Below are 20,931 nucleotides of genomic sequence, written 5' to 3' on the forward strand. Positions count from 1 at the left end.
CTTACTTTTTATTTCTGTTATATTGATCTGCCGGATATACCTTTGTTCTGGTAATCCATTTATTATTGATCTTTTCTTTCGTTATAACCTTTACCTGATCCTCATTGGTCATATCTTCCTCTTTTTCCAGCACTCTATCCAGTCCTTTGTTCGGAATAACGGCATATTCTGTTGTAAAAATCCTGCAACAACCGGACTTACCGTAGGAAATAAGACGCTTTCGTTTAGCATCTGTTTCAAAAAAATCAAAACCGTTTGAGCCCAGGTCTGTAAGTTCTTCACTTTTTACAAATGCCATTCTTGTAGTATTGAATACATAAACATCATAAGAAGCCGAACTGTAATTTCCCATATTTCCGTTTCTTATCGCTACATCTTCGGTGCCGTCAAAATTAAAATCATCTACAATAATACTACGCTAATCCTTTGAAAGCGGAATCAATTTCCCTCGAACCAGTTTCTGACCCTGCTCCGCATATACAACAAGATCATCAGAAACAAAAGTCTGTACTTTGCTGTTTTTATGGTCAAACAGTTCCACCGTTCCTTTTCCTCCACATCGGTCATCGTAACAGTTTTCTGTCTGAATGACTGCATCATAGTTTTTTGATACATTTTTAATTTCAAACTGATATTGCCCGAAACAGAGCGGCCCCAAAAGAAATGTTAATAAGTGCCTGTACTTATTTAAAATATTCATGGTAATAGGAATGATTTGGGTGTTTTTTTATTTCTAACAAAAGTACGAATCATAATACCGATCTCAAAATCCATGTCTTATTATCTGCCAGAATTTCCCTTTCTATAAAACAGTATTCACAGATAAGAAGCTTTCTCCCGCTATCCGCTCATACTCCTCGCGCCTTTCTTATATCAGTGCTGCTGTGGGGTAACCGCTTCTATCGGGGCTATAATATGAGTAATGGGTAATGAGTAATAATAATTAATAAAAGTTTATTTTTTTCTCTTCATTTCCCTCAAACCCATTAAAAAAATTTAAATTTTTCAGTCATTTTCAACCAAAATTCATTTTACTTAAAAATCATAATAAAAATTATTTATCTGATTATCAATGTTTTAAATTATTTATTTTAAAAATTTCACTACTTTGTATTGCATAATACCATTTTATTTACATATCTTTGTAATGTAAAATTAGAATAGGCTCAGCTAGCTAGGGGCATTTTTCTAAAAATATAACTAATTAACAAAACTTATCAAAGATGAATACCGAAAATACCAAAGCGCAAATGCGAAAAGGAATTCTGGAATTCTGTATTCTAAGTCTCATCAATAACCGAGAAATGTATGTTTCTGATCTTATTGATGAACTGAAAAAAGGAAAACTGGATGTAGTGGAAGGCACCCTCTACCCTCTTCTTACAAGACTTAAAAACGGAGAATTTCTCTCTTACAGATGGGAAGAATCTACCGGAGGACCACCCAGAAAATATTATCAGATCACAGAAAAAGGAAAACTTTTCCTGGATGAACTTCTCAATACATGGAATGAACTGACAGCCTCAGTAAACCAAATCACCCAACAAAATTAAAAAACAAAGCTATGAACAAGACACTCTCAATAGGACTCGCAGGTTTTTCTTTTACCATAGAAGAACACGCATATATAAAGCTCAGCGATTACCTGAACGCACTGAGAAGCTCTCTGGATGCTTCTGAGGCTGATGAAGTAATGCATGACATAGAAATAAGAATGGTGGAAATTTTCAAAGATTCTTTAGGAAAACGTGAAGTGATCAACGATACCGATGTAGAAAGGGTAATCGCACAGATCGGAAGCCCTGAAAAAATCGAAGAGCAGGAAGAAGCTTATTATTCTGAAAAAACATCTGCCAGAAACTATAATTCAGGAACTCATTATACCGATAAAAAGCAGTTGTTCCGTGATCCGGAAAAACAAAAAGTTGCCGGAGTCTGCGCAGGCTTAGCTCAGTACGTAGGAATGGATATTACTACCATGAGAGCAATCTGGCTGGGAATCTTCGTATTAGGAATTTTTACAGCAGCCATTTCTTCTTCATTAATAGGTCTTCTATATGTAATCCTTTGGATCGTACTTCCAAAAGCTGAAACAGCAGCAGATTTCCTGAAAATGCAGGGAAAGCCTATGAACTTCGACAATCTTAAGAATGAGTCTAATAAATTGGTACAGTTTGCCAATGAATCTACTCAGAGGGTCGGAGAAATCTATAACGAAAACAAGCCGTACATCAACAATGCAGGAAGCGGAATCTGGAATGTATTTAAGTATATTGTAGGAGGGTTCTTCGTATTGATGGCTGTAAGCAGCATTATCGGAGTATTTGTATTATTTGCCCTTTTCGCAATGGACACAGACTTCCCGGGAGCTAATGAGATCAGATTCTATATGGATGATCAGGGATTGGATAAAGTACTGGCTGCGATGATGGTGATCGGAAGTTTAATTCCGGCAATCCTTTTCAGCTTGTTAAGCATCAAAATATTCTCTCCGAAAACAAAACTGAGAAATATCGGATGGGTAGTAGGAGGTTTATTCCTTCTTCTGATCGGACTTGGAACTTACTTCGGTATCAGCATGGCCAAGAAAGATATGATCTACAGAGGAAGTAAGGAAGATGTAGAGAATGTTGCCATCAATACTACTTCAGATACTGTTTATGTGGATGTAAAACAGATCAACATTCCTCAGAGCTTCAAAGCGTATGACAATGATATTTATTCTGATAAAAAATCAGTGTATGAAGAAGATTATATTTCTGTAGATGTAACCAGAAAACCGGACATTAAAACACCGTATCTGATCATCAAAAAAGAAGGAAAAGGGTATAACTTCCCTATCCAGCTTACAGTTCCTGTAGAAGTGGTAAACAATAAAGTATTACTTCCGAACTACATCAAGTATCCATATGAACACAGATTCAGAGATTACAGCCTTGATTATGAACTTGTAGTTCCTCAGAAAATGGTGGTTATATCGATGAAAAAAGACCGTATCAACATGGATGGAGACTTAGACGGAGACGGAATCAATGATAATGATCAGGACAGTGATGAAGACAGCAACGGTGTCAGAATCGAAAAAAATAAAATCACGGTAAACGGTTCCAGCATTGAGTACAACTCTGACGACAAAGACAGCATCATTGTAAACGGTAAAAAAGTTCCGAACAATCAGGCAAAGAAAGTAATTGATTCTGCAGTGTCCAATATTAAAAAATCAAATAAAGATATGGACATCAAAATCAAAGACGGAAAAAACGAAATTTCCATACAAACTAAATAATTAACTTCAGAGAGTGGTAGAAGGTGTGGGTGGATGGCAACCGTTTGAAATTCACACCCTTCTTCTCTCAGAAAAGTGAAAATAAAGCTCCATTTAGTTTCTTATGTGAAAAAAAAGTTTTAATTTCGTAAAGCTAAAATTTAATAACCAACCAATCAAAAACGCAGCCTTATCATGATACAATTTGCAATGGAATTCGTAATGAAAATCGTAGATTTAATTAGCGGTTTGTTTTAAGAGCGATAATATTTCAATATATTTGTAAAGTATAACCAAAGTTTGGTTATACTTTTTTGTTTTTAATCCGGGAAATCTATGAAAAAGCTATTAGGCAAAGCAATGTTAAAATTATTAGGTTGGAAGGTCGTCCTGCAGGGCGATGTCAACAACCTGAACAGGTGTATCCTTGTGGTTGCACCACATACTCATAATATGGAGTACATTTTAGGAAATTTCGCCTACTGGTCCTTGGAAAAACCTTTAAAAATTATCATTAAAGATGCACATACCAAAGCTTGGTATGGAAGTATCGTAAAAGGACTTGGAGGTATCGGAATCGACAGAAGCCAGAAAAACGACCTTGTGAATTTCGTGGCCAACCAGTTTTCAAAGGAAGATTTCAGTCTTGTTATTACTCCTGAAGGAACCAGAAGCTGGGTACCGAAATGGAGAAAAGGATTCTATCATATGGCTTTGGCTGCAAAAGTTCCTATCGTTCTGGCAGCAGGGGATTTTAAAAGAAAAATTGTGTACCTGGGTTACACCATTCCTTATGAAAGAATAGCCTCAGTACCTTTTTCAGAAATCATGCAGGAAATCCAGGACTATTATGTAAAAAATGACATTGTTCCAAAAGTTCCGGCCAACTGGAATCCCAATATTATGGGAACCGAGCTGGAAGCTAGAAGCTAGAAGCTAGAAGCTAGAAGCTAGAAGCTAGAAGCAAAATTAATCATCATTTATCAACTATTAAAATGAAAGGTCAGACAAAAGAAGAAATATTAGCATTCATCAATAATTGGGGAGACGTAACTCTTGCTAAAACGCTTGAAATCAAATTCATCGACATTGATCTGGAAAATGAAACCCTTACAGCTACAATGCCCGTTCTCCCAAGAACCCACCAGCCGTTTGGCATCATGCATGGAGGAGCAAGCTGCGTTTTAGCGGAAACATTAGGGTCAAGCCTGTCTAATATTTTTATCGATGGTGAAAAATATTATGGAGTAGGAACCAATATCAACTCCAATCATTTAAGAAGCAAAAAAGATGGTATTGTAACCGCCACGGCACGTTTTATCAGAAAAGGCAAAACCATGCATGTCTCTGAAATTGAAATCCGTGATGAAAAAGGCGTTTTGATCAATCATACTACAATGACGAATAATATCATTCACAGATAAGTTGCAACAACATAAAATAAAAAGAGCTTAAACTGAATTTAGGCTCTTTTTATTTTGACATCTTTAAGACTAGTAATACCTTTGTAAAAAGGAAAATCACAACGGGAATTTCTATGTATTCCATGATGATTTTTCAAAATCTTTCATAACTCATGATTTATTTCAAACTTCCTTTTGACGAAAGACTCCTGTCTGCTGATGAAAATAATACAAAAAATGCTGTCAATTTTTTTTCTTATAACGGTCTGGACCAAATAAGCTTCAGCGGAGAAATTTGTGAAATTGATGCTGCTGAATTTGCTCATACTTCTATTACCAATGAAAACCTGATCAGTGATTCTACAAATTCTTCTGCCGAAACAAAAGAAGAATACTGCGAAACATTACAGAAAGTGATCGAAGTGATTAAAGAAAATCACCTGCCAAAGCTGGTTTATTCCAGAAGAAAGATTTTCAAAGACTTTAGTTCCATCGATTATAAAAAGAGCTTCAAAAATGTATGTGATACTTACCCCAATGCTTTCAGATATCTGATTAATGATGGAAAAAATGCATGGATGGGAGCTTTCTCAGAAGTATTAGGGAAGTTTAATAAAACGACTCACGAATTTGAAACCATGGCTCTTGCCGGAACTCTTCCGGTATCTGAAGAATGGTCTGAGAAAGAAATTGAAGAACAAAAGCCGGTTACTGCCTACATTCAGGATATTCTTAAAAACTATTCTGACAAAGTAGAACAATCGGAAACCTATGACCATATTTCCGGTAATATCAAACATTTACGAACAGATTTTAAAACCAGTATACAACCTGAAGATCTTGATAAAATTATTCAGGATCTGCACCCTACTCCAGCTGTGTGTGGTATTCCAAAAGATTTTTGCAATGAGAATATCCGTAAATATGAAAAATTTCCCCGTGAATTTTATGCAGGTTATATCAAGGTTGAAACGGATGAGAGTATTCTGTACTTTGTCAATCTTCGTTGTGCAAGACTTTATAAAGACTCTGTACATGTTTTTGTAGGAGGCGGAATAACAGCTCAAAGTGACCCGGAAAAGGAATGGAGAGAAACAGAACTGAAGTCTGAAGCGATATTGAAAAACCTGGTTATTTCCTGATATTTTTAGATTCTCCCATAAATTCCGCAGATTTTCAAGGATAAAATATATTTCCTTCTCTTGAACGGGCTAAAGCCCACTCATTTTGAATTAATCAGGTCAATTATTTATGTAAAATAGGCATTGATATTGATAGATTTCCCCACAGATTGTACAGATTTTCACAGATGTTTGTATCTATTTTCTTTGTTGAGTGCAACGCCTTTGCGAACAAATTTTAAAGCCATTTATCGTCCTTCTGCGGGCTTTGCGTGATAATATTAGGATTTGGCTGAAGTCAATTGAATCATATGTTTTATTTAAACGGACTAAAGTCCGTTCCTATTGATACAAAAAAACAGTATTGCATTTAAGACACCTAATTTCTAATCCCTTATTCCTAATCGCTGCTACCTAATTCCTATTATCTACCACCTAAAAAACAAAACCTCCTTCAAAAAGAAAGAGGTCTATATCTATATTGAAATAATCAATTTATTTCTTTACACCGATTCTGCTCCAGGTATCCATTACAAAAAGCAGGATAAGGCCTATGGCAGCAGCGCCAGCAGAGAATACAAACTTGATATTATCTTCATCTCCAAGGATATCTGTCGCTTGCCAGTTGATAGCATAAAGATTGATGGCGATGAATACGATAAACAGTACTAAAAATACTTTATAAAACTTCTTCATGACTCTTAAAAATTAATATAATTCTGCACGAGTTGAGCAAAATTTGCGGTGAATAATTTAATTGAAATTGCCAAAAGGATAATTCCGAAAACTTTCTGAAGGATCATCAAAGTAGCATCCCCAATTTTCTTCTCCAGCCATTTTGCTGATTTCAGCACCAAATATACGAAAATTGTATTAAGAATGATTCCGCAGATAATATTAATATCATGAAATTCAGCTCGCAGAGACAGTGCGGTTGTTAGGGTTCCAGCTCCTGCAACCAGCGGAAATGCGATGGGTACAATGGATGCAGCCTTTGCTTCAGTGGTTTTATTGATTTCAATTCCTAAAATCATTTCCAGGGCTATGACAAAAATCACAAAAGCTCCGGCAATGGCAAAGGAATTTACATCAACTCCGATAAGCTTCAGAATCTTATTTCCTACGAACAGGAAAACGATCATAATTGCTCCCGCAGTAATGGCAGCCTTTCCGGCTTCAATCTGTCCAAACTTCTGCTGAAGGCTTACGATAATAGGAACTGAGCCGATGATATCGATAACGGCAAAAAGAACCATAAAGCTGGTAACAATTTCTTTAAAAGAAAAACCATCAAAAATTTCCATCTCTTTGTAATTAAAAATTTCGCAAAAATATGAAAATAAACTGATTATTTGCTAATTTGTGAATATAAATTAACAATAGTTTTCAAAAGTTCTTCCAAAGCTTCAGCAGATTTCACAGGATTGTATTTTTCCATCTGAACTTTCTGCTGCAGTCTGCTATATTCTTCCGCAACTGAATACCCTTTGTGCTTTTCAAGAAAAGTTTTAAACTCGGGATTAGAGCCTTGGAAATACTGGCTTCTTACTTCCTCGTCCAATTCTTCCAGCGTTACAAAGAACTTTTCATACTCTCCGTTATCTTTAAGATTTTCCAGATATCCAAAATAATCATTGATATCTGTTTTCATCAATTCTCTGATCTCCTTTTCCGTTTCGGCCACTGAACCTAAAGGTTTTGAAGGTACAGTTTCCCTAACTAATGTACGTTTTTTTTGCCAATTTTTAAATAGCAGATACGCAACAAATAAGCTGATCAGAATAGCAATATTGGTCAGAAGAATATTCCAATGGAATTTGCTTTTTTCTTTTACTTTAAAAGAAGTGGTTTTTAATACCGGAGTATTTACCGTCTCCAAAAGGTTATTGGTATATTCATTTACTTTCTCCACTGTAGAACGTGCTTCCAAAATCTGGTCGTGGGAAAATGCATTCAGATCCAGTGTTTTCTGTCCAAGATCTACATATTCTTTGCTTGCTGGATCAAAGAAAGCAAATTGTTCCGTTTTAATTGAAATTACTCCTGATTTTTTAGGAATAATCACATAGTTAGCCAGGATTTCACCTTTCATTCCGGAAGTTCCCGGAGCAACTTTTGAGGTAATTTTCGGGGCAAAAACTTCATAATCCGGGGAGGCGGCAATCTTAGGAAGTTCCATATCAGGTAAATTACCTTCTCCTGAAACTTTCACCACTACATTCAGAGGTTTTTTGGCTTCCGGTTTTTCTTTGGAAGCATTGTATACGTTTACATTAAAGTTTCCAACAGCATTTTTAAAGCATTCTGGAGCTCCTTCAGGAAGCTTTCTTACGTTGATTCTGACTTTATTGGAAACAATTTTTGTTTTATTGGAATAGGTACTTACTGAAGCAGATACTCCGGGAACTTCCACATATCCTGCTTCATTAGGAAATACCATAAACATGGCCAGAACCTGCGAAGGCATATTTCCATATCCGGACGGATCTATCTCAGACTTATTAAAATTAATAGGATGCACGTTGATATTGTCCTGCTGCGGAAGGTGGATATTTTTCACCTTTCTCAGGTTATCCATATTTCTGGAATAGACTCTCAAAACAGCTACAGTAGGCTGATCCTGATATACATCCCTGTCATCAATTTCCATATTCAGATACACATCATTGGAAGTATTTGCTGCCAGAGATCTTCTGTCGACAATATCACGGATATTGACATCAAAAGGTTCTGTTTTATAGATTCTGTTGTTGACGGTAACGAGAACGGAACCGATTTTTATTTTTCCTTTTTTCTTAGGTTCCAGAGCAATTCTGGAAACTTTCTGGGTAATTAAAGTATTGGTAGCAGGATCAATCACGGTATTCGTAACAGACCCGCTTCCTATGATATTAAATTTTGAAAGATCCGGAAGCTGGAAACCTGTCTGCTGTACAAGGTCACTTCCGTTAAGTTCAAGAACGATGGTCAGGTTGATGATATCCTTACCAGCATATTCCGTTTTATCTGCATCCATAGATAGATTTACCTGTCCGTAAGTAATTACGGATGCCAGCGTTAGCAATATGTAAATCAATTTATGCTGCATCACCAATCTTTCTCGTTGCTTTCAGGCATCGAATAAGAATTTTTGTTTAAAATTCTTCTGGCGGTTTCTTTTTCTTTTTCGTTTATTTTATCTAAGATCGCATTTTCAAGATTCTTTGGCATTCTGCCTTCATTATTTTGATTCTGCTTAGGATTGTCACCCTGGTCACTTTTACCTTCGTTTTGCGGGCCATTACCCTGATCCTTTTTTTTGTCCTTGTCGCCTTTCTGATCATCTCCTTTGTTCTGATCATTTCCGCCGCCACCTTTTCCTGAGTTATTCTGTTCGTTTTTTTGCTGTTGTTTTTCTTTCTCTTTCAGTTTGGCAATCTCATAATTTTTTCTGGTTACCTCGCTGTGGGGGTCCTGCTTCAAAGCTTTTTTATAATAGTCGGCCGCTTTTTCCGGCTGATTCATCTGCATATAAGCATTTCCTAAATTATGAAGAGCAGCGGCTTTATCAGGCAGGGTCTGTGAAAGTTTTTCTGCTTTTTCAAACTCAGCCTTTGCTTCTTCGTATTTTTTACTTTTATACAATGCATTCCCCATATTATAGTGAGCGGTAAAATCTTTATCATTGGATTTTATCGCTTCCATATATTTTGAAGAGGCACCTTCATAATCTTTACCGTCAAATTTCTGATTGCCTTCATACACTAAATTCTTATAGCTTTCCTGCCCAAACATGAAGCCTGAGAAAGAAATGGCAACAATAAACGATAAAAATATGATTTTAGTATTCATCACTTGCAAAATTATTCCTTTATATGTTAAGAAACAGAGTTTTAATTGTTAAAGTTCGGTTAAAGTACTTGTAGAATTTCTTCTATAAATAAAGGAATTCTACAGATTAAAATCTTTTTTAGGATTAAAAATATAAATTAAAAAGAAAAACAGAAGAGATACTGCAAGAAAATACTGATAATAATGATTGGCATTCTGTGATTTTACCATAGTTTCCGCACCGGCAGATTTTTTATTTACTGCATCTACAATCCTGTCTGGAGCTTCATTGATATTATTTCCGTCAATATAAGTTCCGTCTGTAGATTCCGCCATTTTCTTTAATGCTTCTGTCTGCCTTTTTGAAATCACCGTACCTCCGTTGGCATCGGTTTTATACCCCATCAGCTGTCCGAACACATATTCAGGAACCGGTGCACCTTCATCTGTACCTACTCCTACAGAAGTAATGCTTATTCCTTCTTTATTAGCTAATCTGATGGCAGCATTATCATTTCCTTCATTATCTTCACCATCACTCAGCAGGATTACTTTCCGGGATCCTTTGCTTACATTTTTAAATTTTTCAGCAGCAGCCTGCATTCCTTTCAGAAAATCTGTTCCCTGAATCTGCATAGAGCTGGTTTCAATACCGCTGATATAAGTTTCCGCAGAATTATAATCCGTTGTAAGAGGCATAATAGACATGGCATTCCCAGCAAAAATCACTATACCTACTTTGTCATTATTCATTTTCTTCATGGTAGCCAGCATCAGGTTTTTAGCCTCTGTCAGACGGCTTGGATCTATATCTTCAGCATTCATAGAATTGGATACATCCAGGATAAAAATGACATTGTTCAGTTTCTGGGTACTTTTCACTTCTTCAGAACCGTTCAGAAGATCAATGATAGAAAATATCAGAAATAATGTTCCCAATAAATATAATGCAGGAAAAAACTTTGTAAATCCTGATTTTTTTTCAAATAAATTCTCATGAAACTGGCTCGCAGCAAAAATTTCTCTTTTTTTATTTCTCCATTGTAAAAAACGGATTAAAAAAGAAGCTAACAGCGGCAGAAGCAACAGTAAAAATAAATACCAATAATTTCCTAAGGACCAACTCATCAGCTTAAAATTTTATAAAACACCCATCTCAACAATGCATCCAGCACCAACATAGCAAGCCCAATCCAAAGGAATATTTTGAAATACTCTTCATAATTGTACAGCTTGGAAACTTTCACATCAGATTTTTCCAATTGGTTGATTTCATTGTATACTTCTTCCAGGCTGCTGTTTGAAGTAGCTCTGAAATATCTGCCTCCCGTTGTCTGGGCTATTTCTCTCAAGGTATTTTCATCAATCGTCACCTCTGTTTCAGTAAAAATAAGATCACCAAAAATATCCTGCGATGTCGGCATCAGTGCGTAACCATTGGTTCCAATTCCGATTGAATATACCTTTATATTATTATTTTTTGCCAGTTCGGCAGCAACCTGTGGAGGAATTGCATTCTGAATATTGCTTACCCCATCCGTCATCAGGATCACCACTTTACTTTTGGCCTTGCTTTTAATCAAATGATTCACTGCTACAGAAAGGCCTTCCCCAATGGCTGTTCCAGGTTCCAGACCTGCAGAATTCAGATTTTTAATTTCATCAATAACAACCTGGTGATCTGAGGTTACCGGAACTTTAGTAAAAGCTTCTGCAGCATATGCTACCACTCCTATCCTGTCATTCGGGCGTTTCTGAACAAATTTTACGGCAATATCTTTCAGGGCGGTAATTCTGTCCGGGCTCAGATCCTTCGCCAGCATACTAAGAGAAACATCAATTGATAACATAATATCGACTCCCTTTGTATCATCTCTATCCTGAGAAATGGTAAACGTTCTCGGCCTTGCCATGGCAATAATCAACGCAGAAAGAATGATATATTTTGATATTTTCAGCAAAAAAAGCACACCCTGGATACTGCCGCTGTGATCCATATTTTTTATGGTAGGAACTTTTATACCTTTTCTTTTATTTTTTCCAATATCTTTAATTAAAAGTGGAATAAACAGCAGAAAAAGCAGCAAAAACCATGGGCTGTAAAACTCAAAATTAAACATCCTTTCTTAAGTTTTCGAATTCTAAATCTTTGGATGATCTTTTCACAAAATCCCTGATATTGGCAAAATCTCTTTCCATGGTTTCCTGATCCGGGAAGGTTTTGGCAAATTTCACCAGGTCTCCCCTAAGAAATACGTCTTCTATTATTTTTTCGTTGTCCTGCGAGATGGTATTATTTTTTTTCATAACATCAATAAGATCATCAGTAAGAAGTACATCTGCAGGAAGGCGGTATTGTTTTGTAATGAAGGTTCTGGAAATATCGATCAGTTCCACATAAAACGAACGGAAGTTTCCTCCTTCAATATATTTTTTCTTTTTAAGAGAGTCGAGCTCTTTTAAGGTCTGGTTGGTTGCCACTACAGGAGAACTCTTTGATTTTCTTCCCCATTTTACAAACATAATAATGGCAATAACCAGTGCAATACCAGCCAATGCTGCAAGAATATAAAACTTATAAAGCTCCCAGTAATCTTTGGGTTCAAGTTTCACTTGCTTATTATTCATGATATCATTAATCTGATCTGCTTTTTGAGCCGTATTAATAACATCTATTTCGTAAGGAATTGTTTTAAGTATTCTGTCACCTACTTTGAATTCCAGTTCCGGAATGGTAAATTTCCCTTCTTCAAAAACAGCAAATTCTATCTTCCTTTCATAGGTGTTAGCCGTTTGTCCGATACTGTCTTTGGTTTCTTCAAAATGAAAAGGGAGCAGCTCATTTTTGGCTGCTGAAGTTACCTGCTGCTCATTAAGGTTATCAATCTTTATGGTAAGATGATTGATTTCTCCGAGAGCAAGGGTTTTCTTTTCTACGTTAGAGGATAATATCTGTGAAAAAGCATTTGCACAGATCAGAAAAGATAATATTAAAAGTATTTTTCTCAATGTTAAATAATAAGGCAAAACGCCTGATGTTTTTTAGTTACGGGCTCAGCCCGATGTTATTTTTTCTGAAAGTAATTATACAATAATTTTGAATAATCCGAACCGGTATTGATATTCATAAAACTGGCAGAACTGTTGGCGAAGTCTTCTTCCAGCGCTCTGAGTTTTTGTTTTTGAGCTTCTGCGAAGGTATACCGCCATCTTGCACTGGAAGTATTGGCCCAGATCTCTTTTCCGGTTTCTACATCAAGTAAACGGGCATATCCGACATCAGGAATCTCATTATCTTTTTCATCATAAATCCTCATTCCCAGCAACTGATGCTTCTTTGAAGCTACTCTCAGCATTTTGGAATCATAGGCATCCTCAAAATCTGAAAACAGAAATACCAGAGATTTTCTTTTAAAAATTCCCATCATATATTCCATTGCCTTGTCTATTTTAGATTCTGCCGGAACATAATCTGCAGTGAGAATATTACTGATAATGGAAAGAATGTGTTTTCTTCCTTTTTGAGGAGGAATGACTTTATATACTTTATCAGCAAACAGAATCAATCCTACTTTATCATTATTACCAGCTGCTGAAAATCCTAAACTGGCGGCAATTTCAGCTACATATTCCCTTTTCAGCTGGACTTTTGTTCCATAATCCATGGAAGCGGAAATATCCACAAGAATCATCATTGTCAGTTCCCTTTCTTCTTCCATTACTTTTACGAATGGTTCACGGAAACGTGCGGTTTTATTCCAGTCGATTCTTCTGATCTCATCTCCAAACTGATAAGGACGAACTTCAGAGAAAGTCATCCCCTGTCCTTTAAAAGCGCTGTGATATTGCCCCATCAAAGCAGCCTCCGTCTTTTTTCTGGTACGGATTTCAATCTGCTTTACTTTTTTTACAATATCTTTTATCTGCATAGACGAGTTCAAAATTCAAGGTTTAACATTCAAAGTTTAATGTTGGGTGAGGTATCCGGGTTTTGGGTTAGTCATTAAACTCAATGGATACATTCGACCACTCATTATCAAACTTTGTGTTGTATTTTTTATAAAAATTGATGGCTGGCTCATTCCAGTTCAATACCTGAAACACCATTCCACTGTAATTATTGGTTTGACCATATTCCAGTGTTGCATCAAATAATTTTTTTCCAATCTGCTTTCCTCTTAGCTTTTCAGTTACTACAAGATCTTCAAGATACAGCCTTCTTCCTTTCCAGGTTGAATATCTGTCGTAATACAGGGATATTCCAACTATTTCTCCTTCATATTCCGCTACAAAAGCTCCCCACACGGGAGAAGTTCCAAAACCATCCTGAGTAAAATCCTCTAAAGTCACGGTTACTTCATGCAGTGCTTTTTCATATTCTGCCAATTCTTTTATCAAATCCAGCATAGCAGCACAATCCTGCTGAACTGCTTTTCTTATGATCACATCACTCATTACGGCGCCTGTATTTTTGCTAAAATCCTGTTAATAATTTCTTCCGTTGAAATTTCTTCTGCTTCAGCTTCAAAAGTTAAGCCTATTCTGTGCCTCAATACGTCTTTTGCCAATGCTTTTACATCTTCCGGAATGACAAATGCTCTTCCTTTTAAGAAGGCGTAGGCTCTTGAAGCAATAGCAAGGTTGATGGATGCTCTTGGAGAAGCTCCGAAGCTGATATAATTTTTAAGTTCAGGGAGACCATAATTTTCCGGATAACGTGTTGCAAACACCATATCCAGGATATATTTTTCAATTTTCTCGTCGAGATAAATCTGATTGATCAGTTCTTTTGCATCTACAATATCCTGAAGAGATATTACAGGTTTTACTGTTGGCTGGTGTGAGGTTGAAACCATTCTCATCACCTGTCTTTCATCTTCAAAAGCGGGATAATCGATGGTACACTTCAGCATAAAACGGTCACTTTGAGCTTCAGGCAGCAAGTAAGTTCCCTCCTGATCAATCGGGTTTTGTGTTGCCAGTACCAGGAATGGTTTTGGAAGTTTCATGGTTTCATCACCAATGGTCACCTGTTTTTCCTGCATGACTTCCAGAAGCGCTGACTGTACTTTTGCCGGCGCACGGTTGATCTCATCCGCCAACACAAAGTTCGCAAATACAGGTCCTTTTTTTATAGAAAAATCATTGTCTTTGATATTGAAGATCATCGTTCCCACAACGTCTGCAGGAAGTAAATCCGGCGTAAACTGAATCCTTGAAAAATCTCCATGAACAGCATCTGCCAATGTTTTTATCGCTAAGGTTTTAGCCAGTCCCGGTACTCCTTCAAGAAGAACGTGTCCATTTCCCAAAAGCCCTACCAAAAGACGGTCTACCATGTATTCCTGCCCAATAATAACTTTGTTGATTTCCTGTCTCAGAAGAGTAAATAAGTAGTTTTTTTCTTTTACTTTTTCCGTCAATTGGCGGATATCTTCAGCTTGATATATCTCTGACATAGCTCGATTTAAAATAAGTGGTAAATTTCTGATAAATACTTGCATTAATCAACATAATAAATGCCATTTTTGAGTTAAAGTTTGTTAAAAATTCCGGCATTGACGAGATATTCAATGCTATAATGTTGAATTTCTTATCTATAAACAAATCCAGAAATTCAAATTCCCTTCATAAAACAATCCCGTTTTTTCTTCTCATTATCCATAAAAAAATGTCACAAAATCACTTTTGCAACATTTTTATTTTTAATCAGAAACTTGATTATTTAATTTTAAAGCTTGGTTATTGTAATGGTGAATATATTTTCAGGAGCATCAGTAGTATCTTCATACGCTCCGACATTTACAAAATATTCTGTTCCTGATACTGTGGTAATCGTAAGGGTTTCCGCAGCACCTCCGCCACCATTGTCTACAGTTCCTGTACATGACAAATTACTACAGCTGCCACTATATACACCTATCTGCGGATCATAGCTGCTGCCTGAAGGCATAGTCACTTTAATAGTGTACTGACTGCCATCACCAGTCAGTGTAAACCATGTCCCATCATTCATTCCTGTGTCTCCATTACTTGTACATACGCTTATATTTCCGGCATTATTAGTGGTCGATACAGCATCATTCTGAGTATAAGAATAGGGAAATACCAATGCCTGCAATGCTCCAGTACATGCATCGTTTACAGGTATTGGAGGAACAGTCTTAAAAACAAGTTCAGAACATCCTGAGGATTCTGTATTCCCCGACACTGATGTTACTTTTAAATAATAAGTTGTTCCGGCTGTAAGTGCCATGGAAGGGGTAAAGTTATTTCCGGATACGGTTTGCTGATTAATAATATCAGAGCTTCCAGAGCTTGTTCCTAACGAAACTTTGTAGGATGTAGCCCCTGAAGCCGGAAGCCAGCTGAAATTGGGAGTTAAAGAAATATTCTGACTACTATTTACCGGATAAACGACAAAAGGACATGCCGGTCCGGCACTTGGTATAAGGCCTGAAATGGTAACTGACGATTTATAATCCGCCCTGATTCCTCCGGGAGGAGATGCAATATCCACTACTGCACGATCTCCTTTATAATACAGCGTTGAGTAAGGGATATGTGAATAAACATGAAAAGCTTCATCAAAATTATTGATATCGATATTCGGAGAATTCTCTTTTGCTGCAACAATCAGGTTATCAACATTATTATAAGTAAATGGTGTTGTAAAAACAACTTCAACTTTATTATTATTCTTGCTTACGGCTCCTGTGAACACCTGAGTCAACTGTGCTGCAGGAATCCAGTCTGTACCGGAAGCAAAGGCAGTTTTTGACGTATGTCCGAGATATACCGTCCAGTTTGAAGATTCAGTAATTGTAGAGGAAGGATCCACATAAAATGTAAGCCCTGTAATATTGCCTGCAGCATTGGCGTTAATTTCCTGCTTAGGATATATCTGCTGTACATAAGAATAGGAAAAAAAACTGCTTATAGGAGCAACACCAACATTTGGACTCCCAATATTGATATTGATTTGGGCATTAATCACCACCACTACAAAAAACAAAGCTAAAAGTAAAAATCTTTTCATTATTAATAACATTAATCTGGTATACCATGCTAATTTAATAATAAATACTATGATTATAGCAATAAAAAAAATATTTCATTATTTAATTCAACGCAAAAAAAAATTTAAACAAAAACACATCCGATATTAAAAATAATACATATTTAACAACAAAACAATAACAAGACATAAAAATAAAATAAATTAAAAGTATTTTCAATACATATTTCATATATTTACACTAAACATCAATAACATGTATAAAAAGCTATTCTTTTCCAGTTTTTTGATTACCCATCTCGTTTTCGCCCAAACGACAATGACCAATATAATTTCAGATGCAGTATACTACGATGGCTATGCTACTATGGTATCCAACCCTGTACCTGCCGGTTTGACAAGACTGACGAATGCCAGGTATACCAGAAAACTTACTGATGTAGAACTAGATGCTTTTAAAGCTAAAATTGCTATGCGTGTAACCATTGCTCCTTTATGTGACAATTATGACCGTCTTGGAGAAGTCTTCTTAGCAATGGTTCCTAAAAACCAAACTACTTATACAATCAATGACACTAATGTCAAAAGAATTGAAATAGGCAGATATATTACTCCTTTCATGAATAAAAACAGGACTCCTTCTGAAGTTCCTTATACTTATGATGTCAGCAATTTATACAGCATATTCCATGACACAACATTGCGCAGCATGTATGATCTCTATATGGAACTGGATGTTTTCGGGGTTCCCTATGCAGCACAAACGCAGGTTTCAGGCTGTGCAAACAGAATTGATGTTTTTTCAGGAACTCTTACCTTTTTCTCAACGGATACAGGAGCCACTCCTACAGACACCAACAGCATTGTACCTATATTAAGTTATAACACCCTTAACAACTATAACAACACTGATGTTACCGGGGAAACCGTTAGAATTGTCACTTTTAATCTTCCAGACCCTGTTACCAATGCCCGCTTCTTCGTAATATCAACTCCTCATGGCGCTAACAGTGGTGGTGAAGAATATATCAGAAGACAAAATTACACCTATATAGATGACGTACAAGTACTCACCTATACTCCCGGAGGTATTTCATGTGAACCGTACCGTGTATACAATACTCAAGGAAACGGAATCTATGGTTCTACTCCTAAAACTTTTGCTGACTGGACTTCATGGAATAACTGGTGTCCCGGAAATTCTGTTCCCATCAGAGAATTTACATTACCCAACTTAACTGCAGGTAATCATACTTTGAAACACACAATTCCAACTGCAGTTTTCAACCAACAGCAGGGATATGTCATGCTATCCGTTTATATGCAAGGAAAAAGCAATACAGCATTGAATGTAAAAGAGATCAAAACAGTGGATGTGAATATTTACCCCAACCCTACTGCTGACTTTGTGAATGTAAAATCAAAAGTAGAGGTCAGCTCAATAAGCCTTTTCAATATGGAAGGAAGAAAACTTTCCGAAACTTATAAAGAGAACAGAATAGATCTTTCCTCATACAGCACAGGAGTTTATTTTTTACATATTGTTTTAAAAGACGGAACTGCCTTTAAACACAAAATCATAAAAAAGTAACTTTAACACATCTTTTAAAAACAAAATAACAAAACCCTCTCTGAAACTTCCCTCAGGAGGGTTTTTATATTAACCATCCTGCACAGCTTAATATAAAAACATTCCGATTTCGATAAGAATTTGTTAAAAAACCACCTTAATTCACTCTTTTTTTCAATAGTTAAAAAATTTTAACTTCAATCCTCTACCCAAAAAAATTGTCATTTCCAGTTTATTAAACTATTTTTGGTGATTAAAAATTTTGCAAAATGAATTATCATTTTCAAGCACACAGACAGGTAAGAAAAAACCTTTTAGATATCCTTCAGAACACATCTCATGAAGATCTGATCCTGATTCCGGATGGTTTCAACAACAATATTTACTGGAATATTGCCCATACTGTTGCCACACAGCAGCTACTGCACTATTACCTGAGCGGAAATCCTTTCCGTATAGACAAGTATTGGATTGAAACCTATAAGAAAGGGACTTTGCCCAACTTAAATGTTCAGAAATCAGAAGTGGAAGATTTAGAATTTTTACTTACCGAAACTTCAAAGATTTTAATGAAGGATTATGACAGTGATTTCTTCTCAGACTACACTCCTTACACCACAAGTTTCGGAATGGATCTGAAAAGCATTCAGGATGCCATCATCTTCAACAATATGCACGAAACCCTTCACTATGGATATGTGATGGCACAAAAAAGAGCAATTTTAGGAGAGAAAGGGAGATAGTGAATCTTGCTACGCAAGTCAATGGTCAGAAGTGAATAGGCATCCAACCAATTGACTTACAAAGTAAAATTCACGATTGACCATTCACTCTATAACTATATAATACATTTTCAATGAAAGACGATTTTATTTTCGGGCTACGTCCCGTGATTGAAGCAATTGAAGCGGGAAAAACGATTGACAAGATCTTTGTGCAGAATGCACTTCAGGGTCCTATTTATGCTGAATTAAAAGCCATTTTAGCGAAAAATAAAATCCGTCCCAATTATGTTCCGGTTGAAAAACTGAACCGTTTTACAAGAAAAAACCACCAGGGTGTGGTTGCTTTTATTTCGGACGTACCGTTTCATAAAGTGGAGGATATTGTTCCACAGTTATTCGAGCAGGGCAAAACACCTTTCCTTTTAATTCTGGACAGACTTACCGATGTAAGAAACTTTGGAGCCATCTGCAGAACAGCGGAATGCGTAGGAATAGATGCAGTTATTATTCCTGAAAAAGGAGCTGCTCCTATCAATTCCGATGCGATAAAAACTTCTGCCGGAGCAATCTATAATATCAAAATATGTAAGGAAAACAATCTTGCCCACACGGTAGACTTCCTTCAGCAAAGCGGAATTTCCGTATATGCAGCCAGCGAAAAAGCTCAGAAGTTAATCTATGATGTAAATATGACTGAGCCATGTGCTATCGTTATGGGAAATGAGGAAACCGGAATTTCTAAAGAAGTATTGCATCATGCTGATGAAAAAATAAAACTTCCTATTGAAGGAAAAACCCAGTCTCTGAATGTTTCTGTTGCATGTGGAGCGATTTTGTATGAAGCGGTAAGACAGAAAATGTCAGTGATACCCAATCCATAAACCATGAAAATACAATCACTTTTACTTTTATTTTTTGTCCCGTTGGTTTTTAATGCCCAGACAAAAAAAATAGCAACAGACAACCGTCTTACCACTGATCTTGATAAGATGGTTCAGAAAGAAGCTGTTGCTTATATGCAGGATCCTGCACGTGTAGGAATTTCAATAGGCATTTTTAAAGATGGTAAAAGTTATTTTTATAATTATGGGACAACAGAAATAGGAAAATCAGAACTTCCAACCTCTAAAAGCCTGTACGAGATTGCATCCATCACCAAAACATTTACAGGAACACTTCTGGCTCATGCTTTAATAGATGGAAAAATCAAAACGGATGATGATATTCGAAAATATCTGGATGGAAATTATCCTAACCTTGAATTTGAAAAACATCCGATAACGATCGGTAATCTAACCAATCATTCATCAGGATTGCCTCAGTTTTTACCGGATCAGTCTGAAACATTCAAAAAACCGATGGACTCTGTCGCTCTCGCACTGTCTGATTTTTATAAGAACTATTCAAAAAAGAATTTTTATGAGGATCTTCATCAGGCTAAAGTGGATTTTGTACCCGGAACAGAATATAAATATTCCAATGTCGGAACACAAATTACGGGGGATATCCTGGAAAAAGTGTACCATAAAAGCTATGCAGATCTCCTTTCAGAGTATATTACAAAGCCATTGGAAATGAATCAGACCATTGTTGGTACGAATTCTGCACAGCTATTGACTTGTTATAACGAAAAAGGAAAGATAATGCCGAAAAATTTCACAACAATCTTTGCTCCTGCCGGTGGAATTATGTCCACCACGGAGGATCTCGTGAAATATATGCAGTATCATCTGGATGAGGGTAATATGTATGTAAAAGCATCCCATACTCCTCTTGTAAATAGTAAAGGAGATGGCATTGGATTGTATTGGAGGCTGCACACTTATGAAGACGGAACGCAAACTGTTTATCATACAGGAGGTACATTTGGCTTTTCAAGCGTACTTCAGATATATCCATCAAAAAACATGGGAGTCGTAGTACTTTCCAATGAATCGGATGGAGAATCCCAGGGGAAACTGCATGATATTGCAGATAATATATTAAGAAACAGTAGTAAAAAATAAAGTTAAAAAAATC

The 20,931-nt window shown here is 36.4% G+C and carries 22 protein-coding genes; 9 read left to right on the forward strand and 13 right to left on the reverse strand.

Going from position 1 to position 20,931, the window contains the following annotated elements:
* Position 1: 1 nt before the first annotated feature.
* On the reverse strand, positions 2-412 hold the full coding sequence (locus FFS26_RS18150) for an XAC2610-related protein (RefSeq protein WP_410493558.1): 411 nt from the start codon (positions 410-412) through the stop codon (positions 2-4).
* A gap of 6 nt (positions 413-418) precedes the next feature.
* Entirely contained in the window at positions 419-700 is a 282-nt protein-coding gene (locus FFS26_RS18155) for a hypothetical protein (protein WP_137905732.1), read from the reverse strand.
* A gap of 523 nt (positions 701-1,223) precedes the next feature.
* Here FFS26_RS18155 and FFS26_RS18160 point away from each other — a divergent pair.
* The 5 genes from FFS26_RS18160 to FFS26_RS18180 all read left to right on the forward strand — a co-directional run bounded on the left by FFS26_RS18160 (position 1,224) and on the right by FFS26_RS18180 (position 5,810).
* The gene (locus FFS26_RS18160) at positions 1,224-1,553 is read left to right on the forward strand and encodes a PadR family transcriptional regulator (RefSeq protein WP_002977573.1); all 330 of its coding nucleotides are present in this window, start codon (positions 1,224-1,226) and stop codon (positions 1,551-1,553) included.
* Positions 1,554-1,564: 11 nt separating this feature from the next.
* Positions 1,565-3,286, forward strand: a complete 1,722-nt coding sequence (locus FFS26_RS18165) for a PspC domain-containing protein (RefSeq protein ID WP_137905733.1) — start codon at positions 1,565-1,567, stop codon at positions 3,284-3,286.
* 315 nt (positions 3,287-3,601) lie between these two features.
* A complete protein-coding gene (locus FFS26_RS18170) occupies positions 3,602-4,198 on the forward strand; it encodes a 1-acyl-sn-glycerol-3-phosphate acyltransferase (protein WP_110010128.1) in 597 nt (198 codons plus the stop codon).
* Between the two features lie 62 nt (positions 4,199-4,260).
* Positions 4,261-4,689 carry a PaaI family thioesterase gene (locus tag FFS26_RS18175; protein WP_002977570.1) on the forward strand — a complete coding sequence of 143 codons (429 nt, stop codon included), beginning with the start codon at positions 4,261-4,263 and terminating at the stop codon, positions 4,687-4,689.
* Positions 4,690-4,841: 152 nt separating this feature from the next.
* On the forward strand, positions 4,842-5,810 hold the full coding sequence (locus FFS26_RS18180) for a chorismate-binding protein (RefSeq protein WP_137905734.1): 969 nt from the start codon (positions 4,842-4,844) through the stop codon (positions 5,808-5,810).
* Between the two features lie 474 nt (positions 5,811-6,284).
* On the opposite strand, the gene FFS26_RS18185 is transcribed toward FFS26_RS18180, so the two are convergent.
* From FFS26_RS18185 to FFS26_RS18235, 11 genes are all read right to left on the reverse strand, one after another.
* Positions 6,285-6,485, reverse strand: coding sequence for a hypothetical protein (locus FFS26_RS18185; protein ID WP_110010130.1), 201 nt, complete (start codon positions 6,483-6,485; stop codon positions 6,285-6,287).
* Positions 6,486-6,490: 5 nt separating this feature from the next.
* Positions 6,491-7,093, reverse strand: a complete 603-nt coding sequence (locus FFS26_RS18190) for a MarC family protein (RefSeq protein WP_062674416.1) — start codon at positions 7,091-7,093, stop codon at positions 6,491-6,493.
* A 44-nt stretch (positions 7,094-7,137) separates the two neighbouring features.
* Positions 7,138-8,877, reverse strand: a complete 1,740-nt coding sequence (locus tag FFS26_RS18195) for a BatD family protein (protein ID WP_137905735.1) — start codon at positions 8,875-8,877, stop codon at positions 7,138-7,140.
* Positions 8,877-9,620, reverse strand: coding sequence for a tetratricopeptide repeat protein (locus FFS26_RS18200; protein ID WP_137905736.1), 744 nt, complete (start codon positions 9,618-9,620; stop codon positions 8,877-8,879). The genes FFS26_RS18195 and FFS26_RS18200 overlap by 1 nt, the downstream gene beginning before the upstream one ends.
* A gap of 99 nt (positions 9,621-9,719) precedes the next feature.
* Positions 9,720-10,727, reverse strand: coding sequence for a vWA domain-containing protein (locus tag FFS26_RS18205; RefSeq protein WP_137905737.1), 1,008 nt, complete (start codon positions 10,725-10,727; stop codon positions 9,720-9,722).
* Positions 10,727-11,719, reverse strand: a complete 993-nt coding sequence (locus FFS26_RS18210) for a VWA domain-containing protein (protein ID WP_110010134.1) — start codon at positions 11,717-11,719, stop codon at positions 10,727-10,729. Before FFS26_RS18210 ends, FFS26_RS18205 begins: the two co-directional genes overlap by 1 nt.
* Positions 11,712-12,608 (reverse strand): BatD family protein, encoded by an 897-nt coding sequence (locus tag FFS26_RS18215; RefSeq protein ID WP_051934306.1) that lies wholly within the window; start codon positions 12,606-12,608, stop codon positions 11,712-11,714. The genes FFS26_RS18210 and FFS26_RS18215 overlap by 8 nt, the downstream gene beginning before the upstream one ends.
* Positions 12,609-12,664: 56 nt before the next feature.
* Complete coding sequence (locus FFS26_RS18220) at positions 12,665-13,528, reverse strand: DUF58 domain-containing protein (RefSeq protein WP_076597442.1); 864 nt, start codon at positions 13,526-13,528, stop codon at positions 12,665-12,667.
* 67 nt (positions 13,529-13,595) lie between these two features.
* On the reverse strand, positions 13,596-14,054 hold the full coding sequence (locus FFS26_RS18225) for a GNAT family N-acetyltransferase (RefSeq protein WP_110010135.1): 459 nt from the start codon (positions 14,052-14,054) through the stop codon (positions 13,596-13,598).
* Positions 14,054-15,058, reverse strand: coding sequence for an AAA family ATPase (locus FFS26_RS18230; RefSeq protein ID WP_110010136.1), 1,005 nt, complete (start codon positions 15,056-15,058; stop codon positions 14,054-14,056). Before FFS26_RS18230 ends, FFS26_RS18225 begins: the two co-directional genes overlap by 1 nt.
* Positions 15,059-15,330: 272 nt before the next feature.
* Positions 15,331-16,638, reverse strand: coding sequence for a hypothetical protein (locus FFS26_RS18235; protein ID WP_137905738.1), 1,308 nt, complete (start codon positions 16,636-16,638; stop codon positions 15,331-15,333).
* 235 nt (positions 16,639-16,873) lie between these two features.
* Here FFS26_RS18235 and FFS26_RS18240 point away from each other — a divergent pair, with 235 nt between their 5' ends.
* The 4 genes from FFS26_RS18240 (at position 16,874) to FFS26_RS18255 (ending at position 20,918) form a co-directional block, all read left to right on the forward strand.
* Positions 16,874-18,208, forward strand: coding sequence for a peptide-N-glycosidase F-related protein (locus tag FFS26_RS18240; RefSeq protein ID WP_110010138.1), 1,335 nt, complete (start codon positions 16,874-16,876; stop codon positions 18,206-18,208).
* Positions 18,209-18,456: 248 nt separating this feature from the next.
* Entirely contained in the window at positions 18,457-18,930 is a 474-nt protein-coding gene (locus tag FFS26_RS18245; RefSeq protein ID WP_110010139.1) for a DinB family protein, read from the forward strand.
* Positions 18,931-19,043: 113 nt separating this feature from the next.
* Entirely contained in the window at positions 19,044-19,793 is a 750-nt protein-coding gene (rlmB, locus tag FFS26_RS18250) for a 23S rRNA (guanosine(2251)-2'-O)-methyltransferase RlmB (protein WP_062674398.1), read from the forward strand.
* Between the two features lie 3 nt (positions 19,794-19,796).
* Entirely contained in the window at positions 19,797-20,918 is a 1,122-nt protein-coding gene (locus FFS26_RS18255; RefSeq protein ID WP_137905739.1) for a serine hydrolase domain-containing protein, read from the forward strand.
* Positions 20,919-20,931: the final 13 nt, after the last annotated feature.

The organism is Chryseobacterium sp. 2VB (genome assembly GCF_005503635.1).
Classification (GTDB): Bacteria; Bacteroidota; Bacteroidia; order Flavobacteriales; family Weeksellaceae; genus Chryseobacterium; species Chryseobacterium cupriresistens.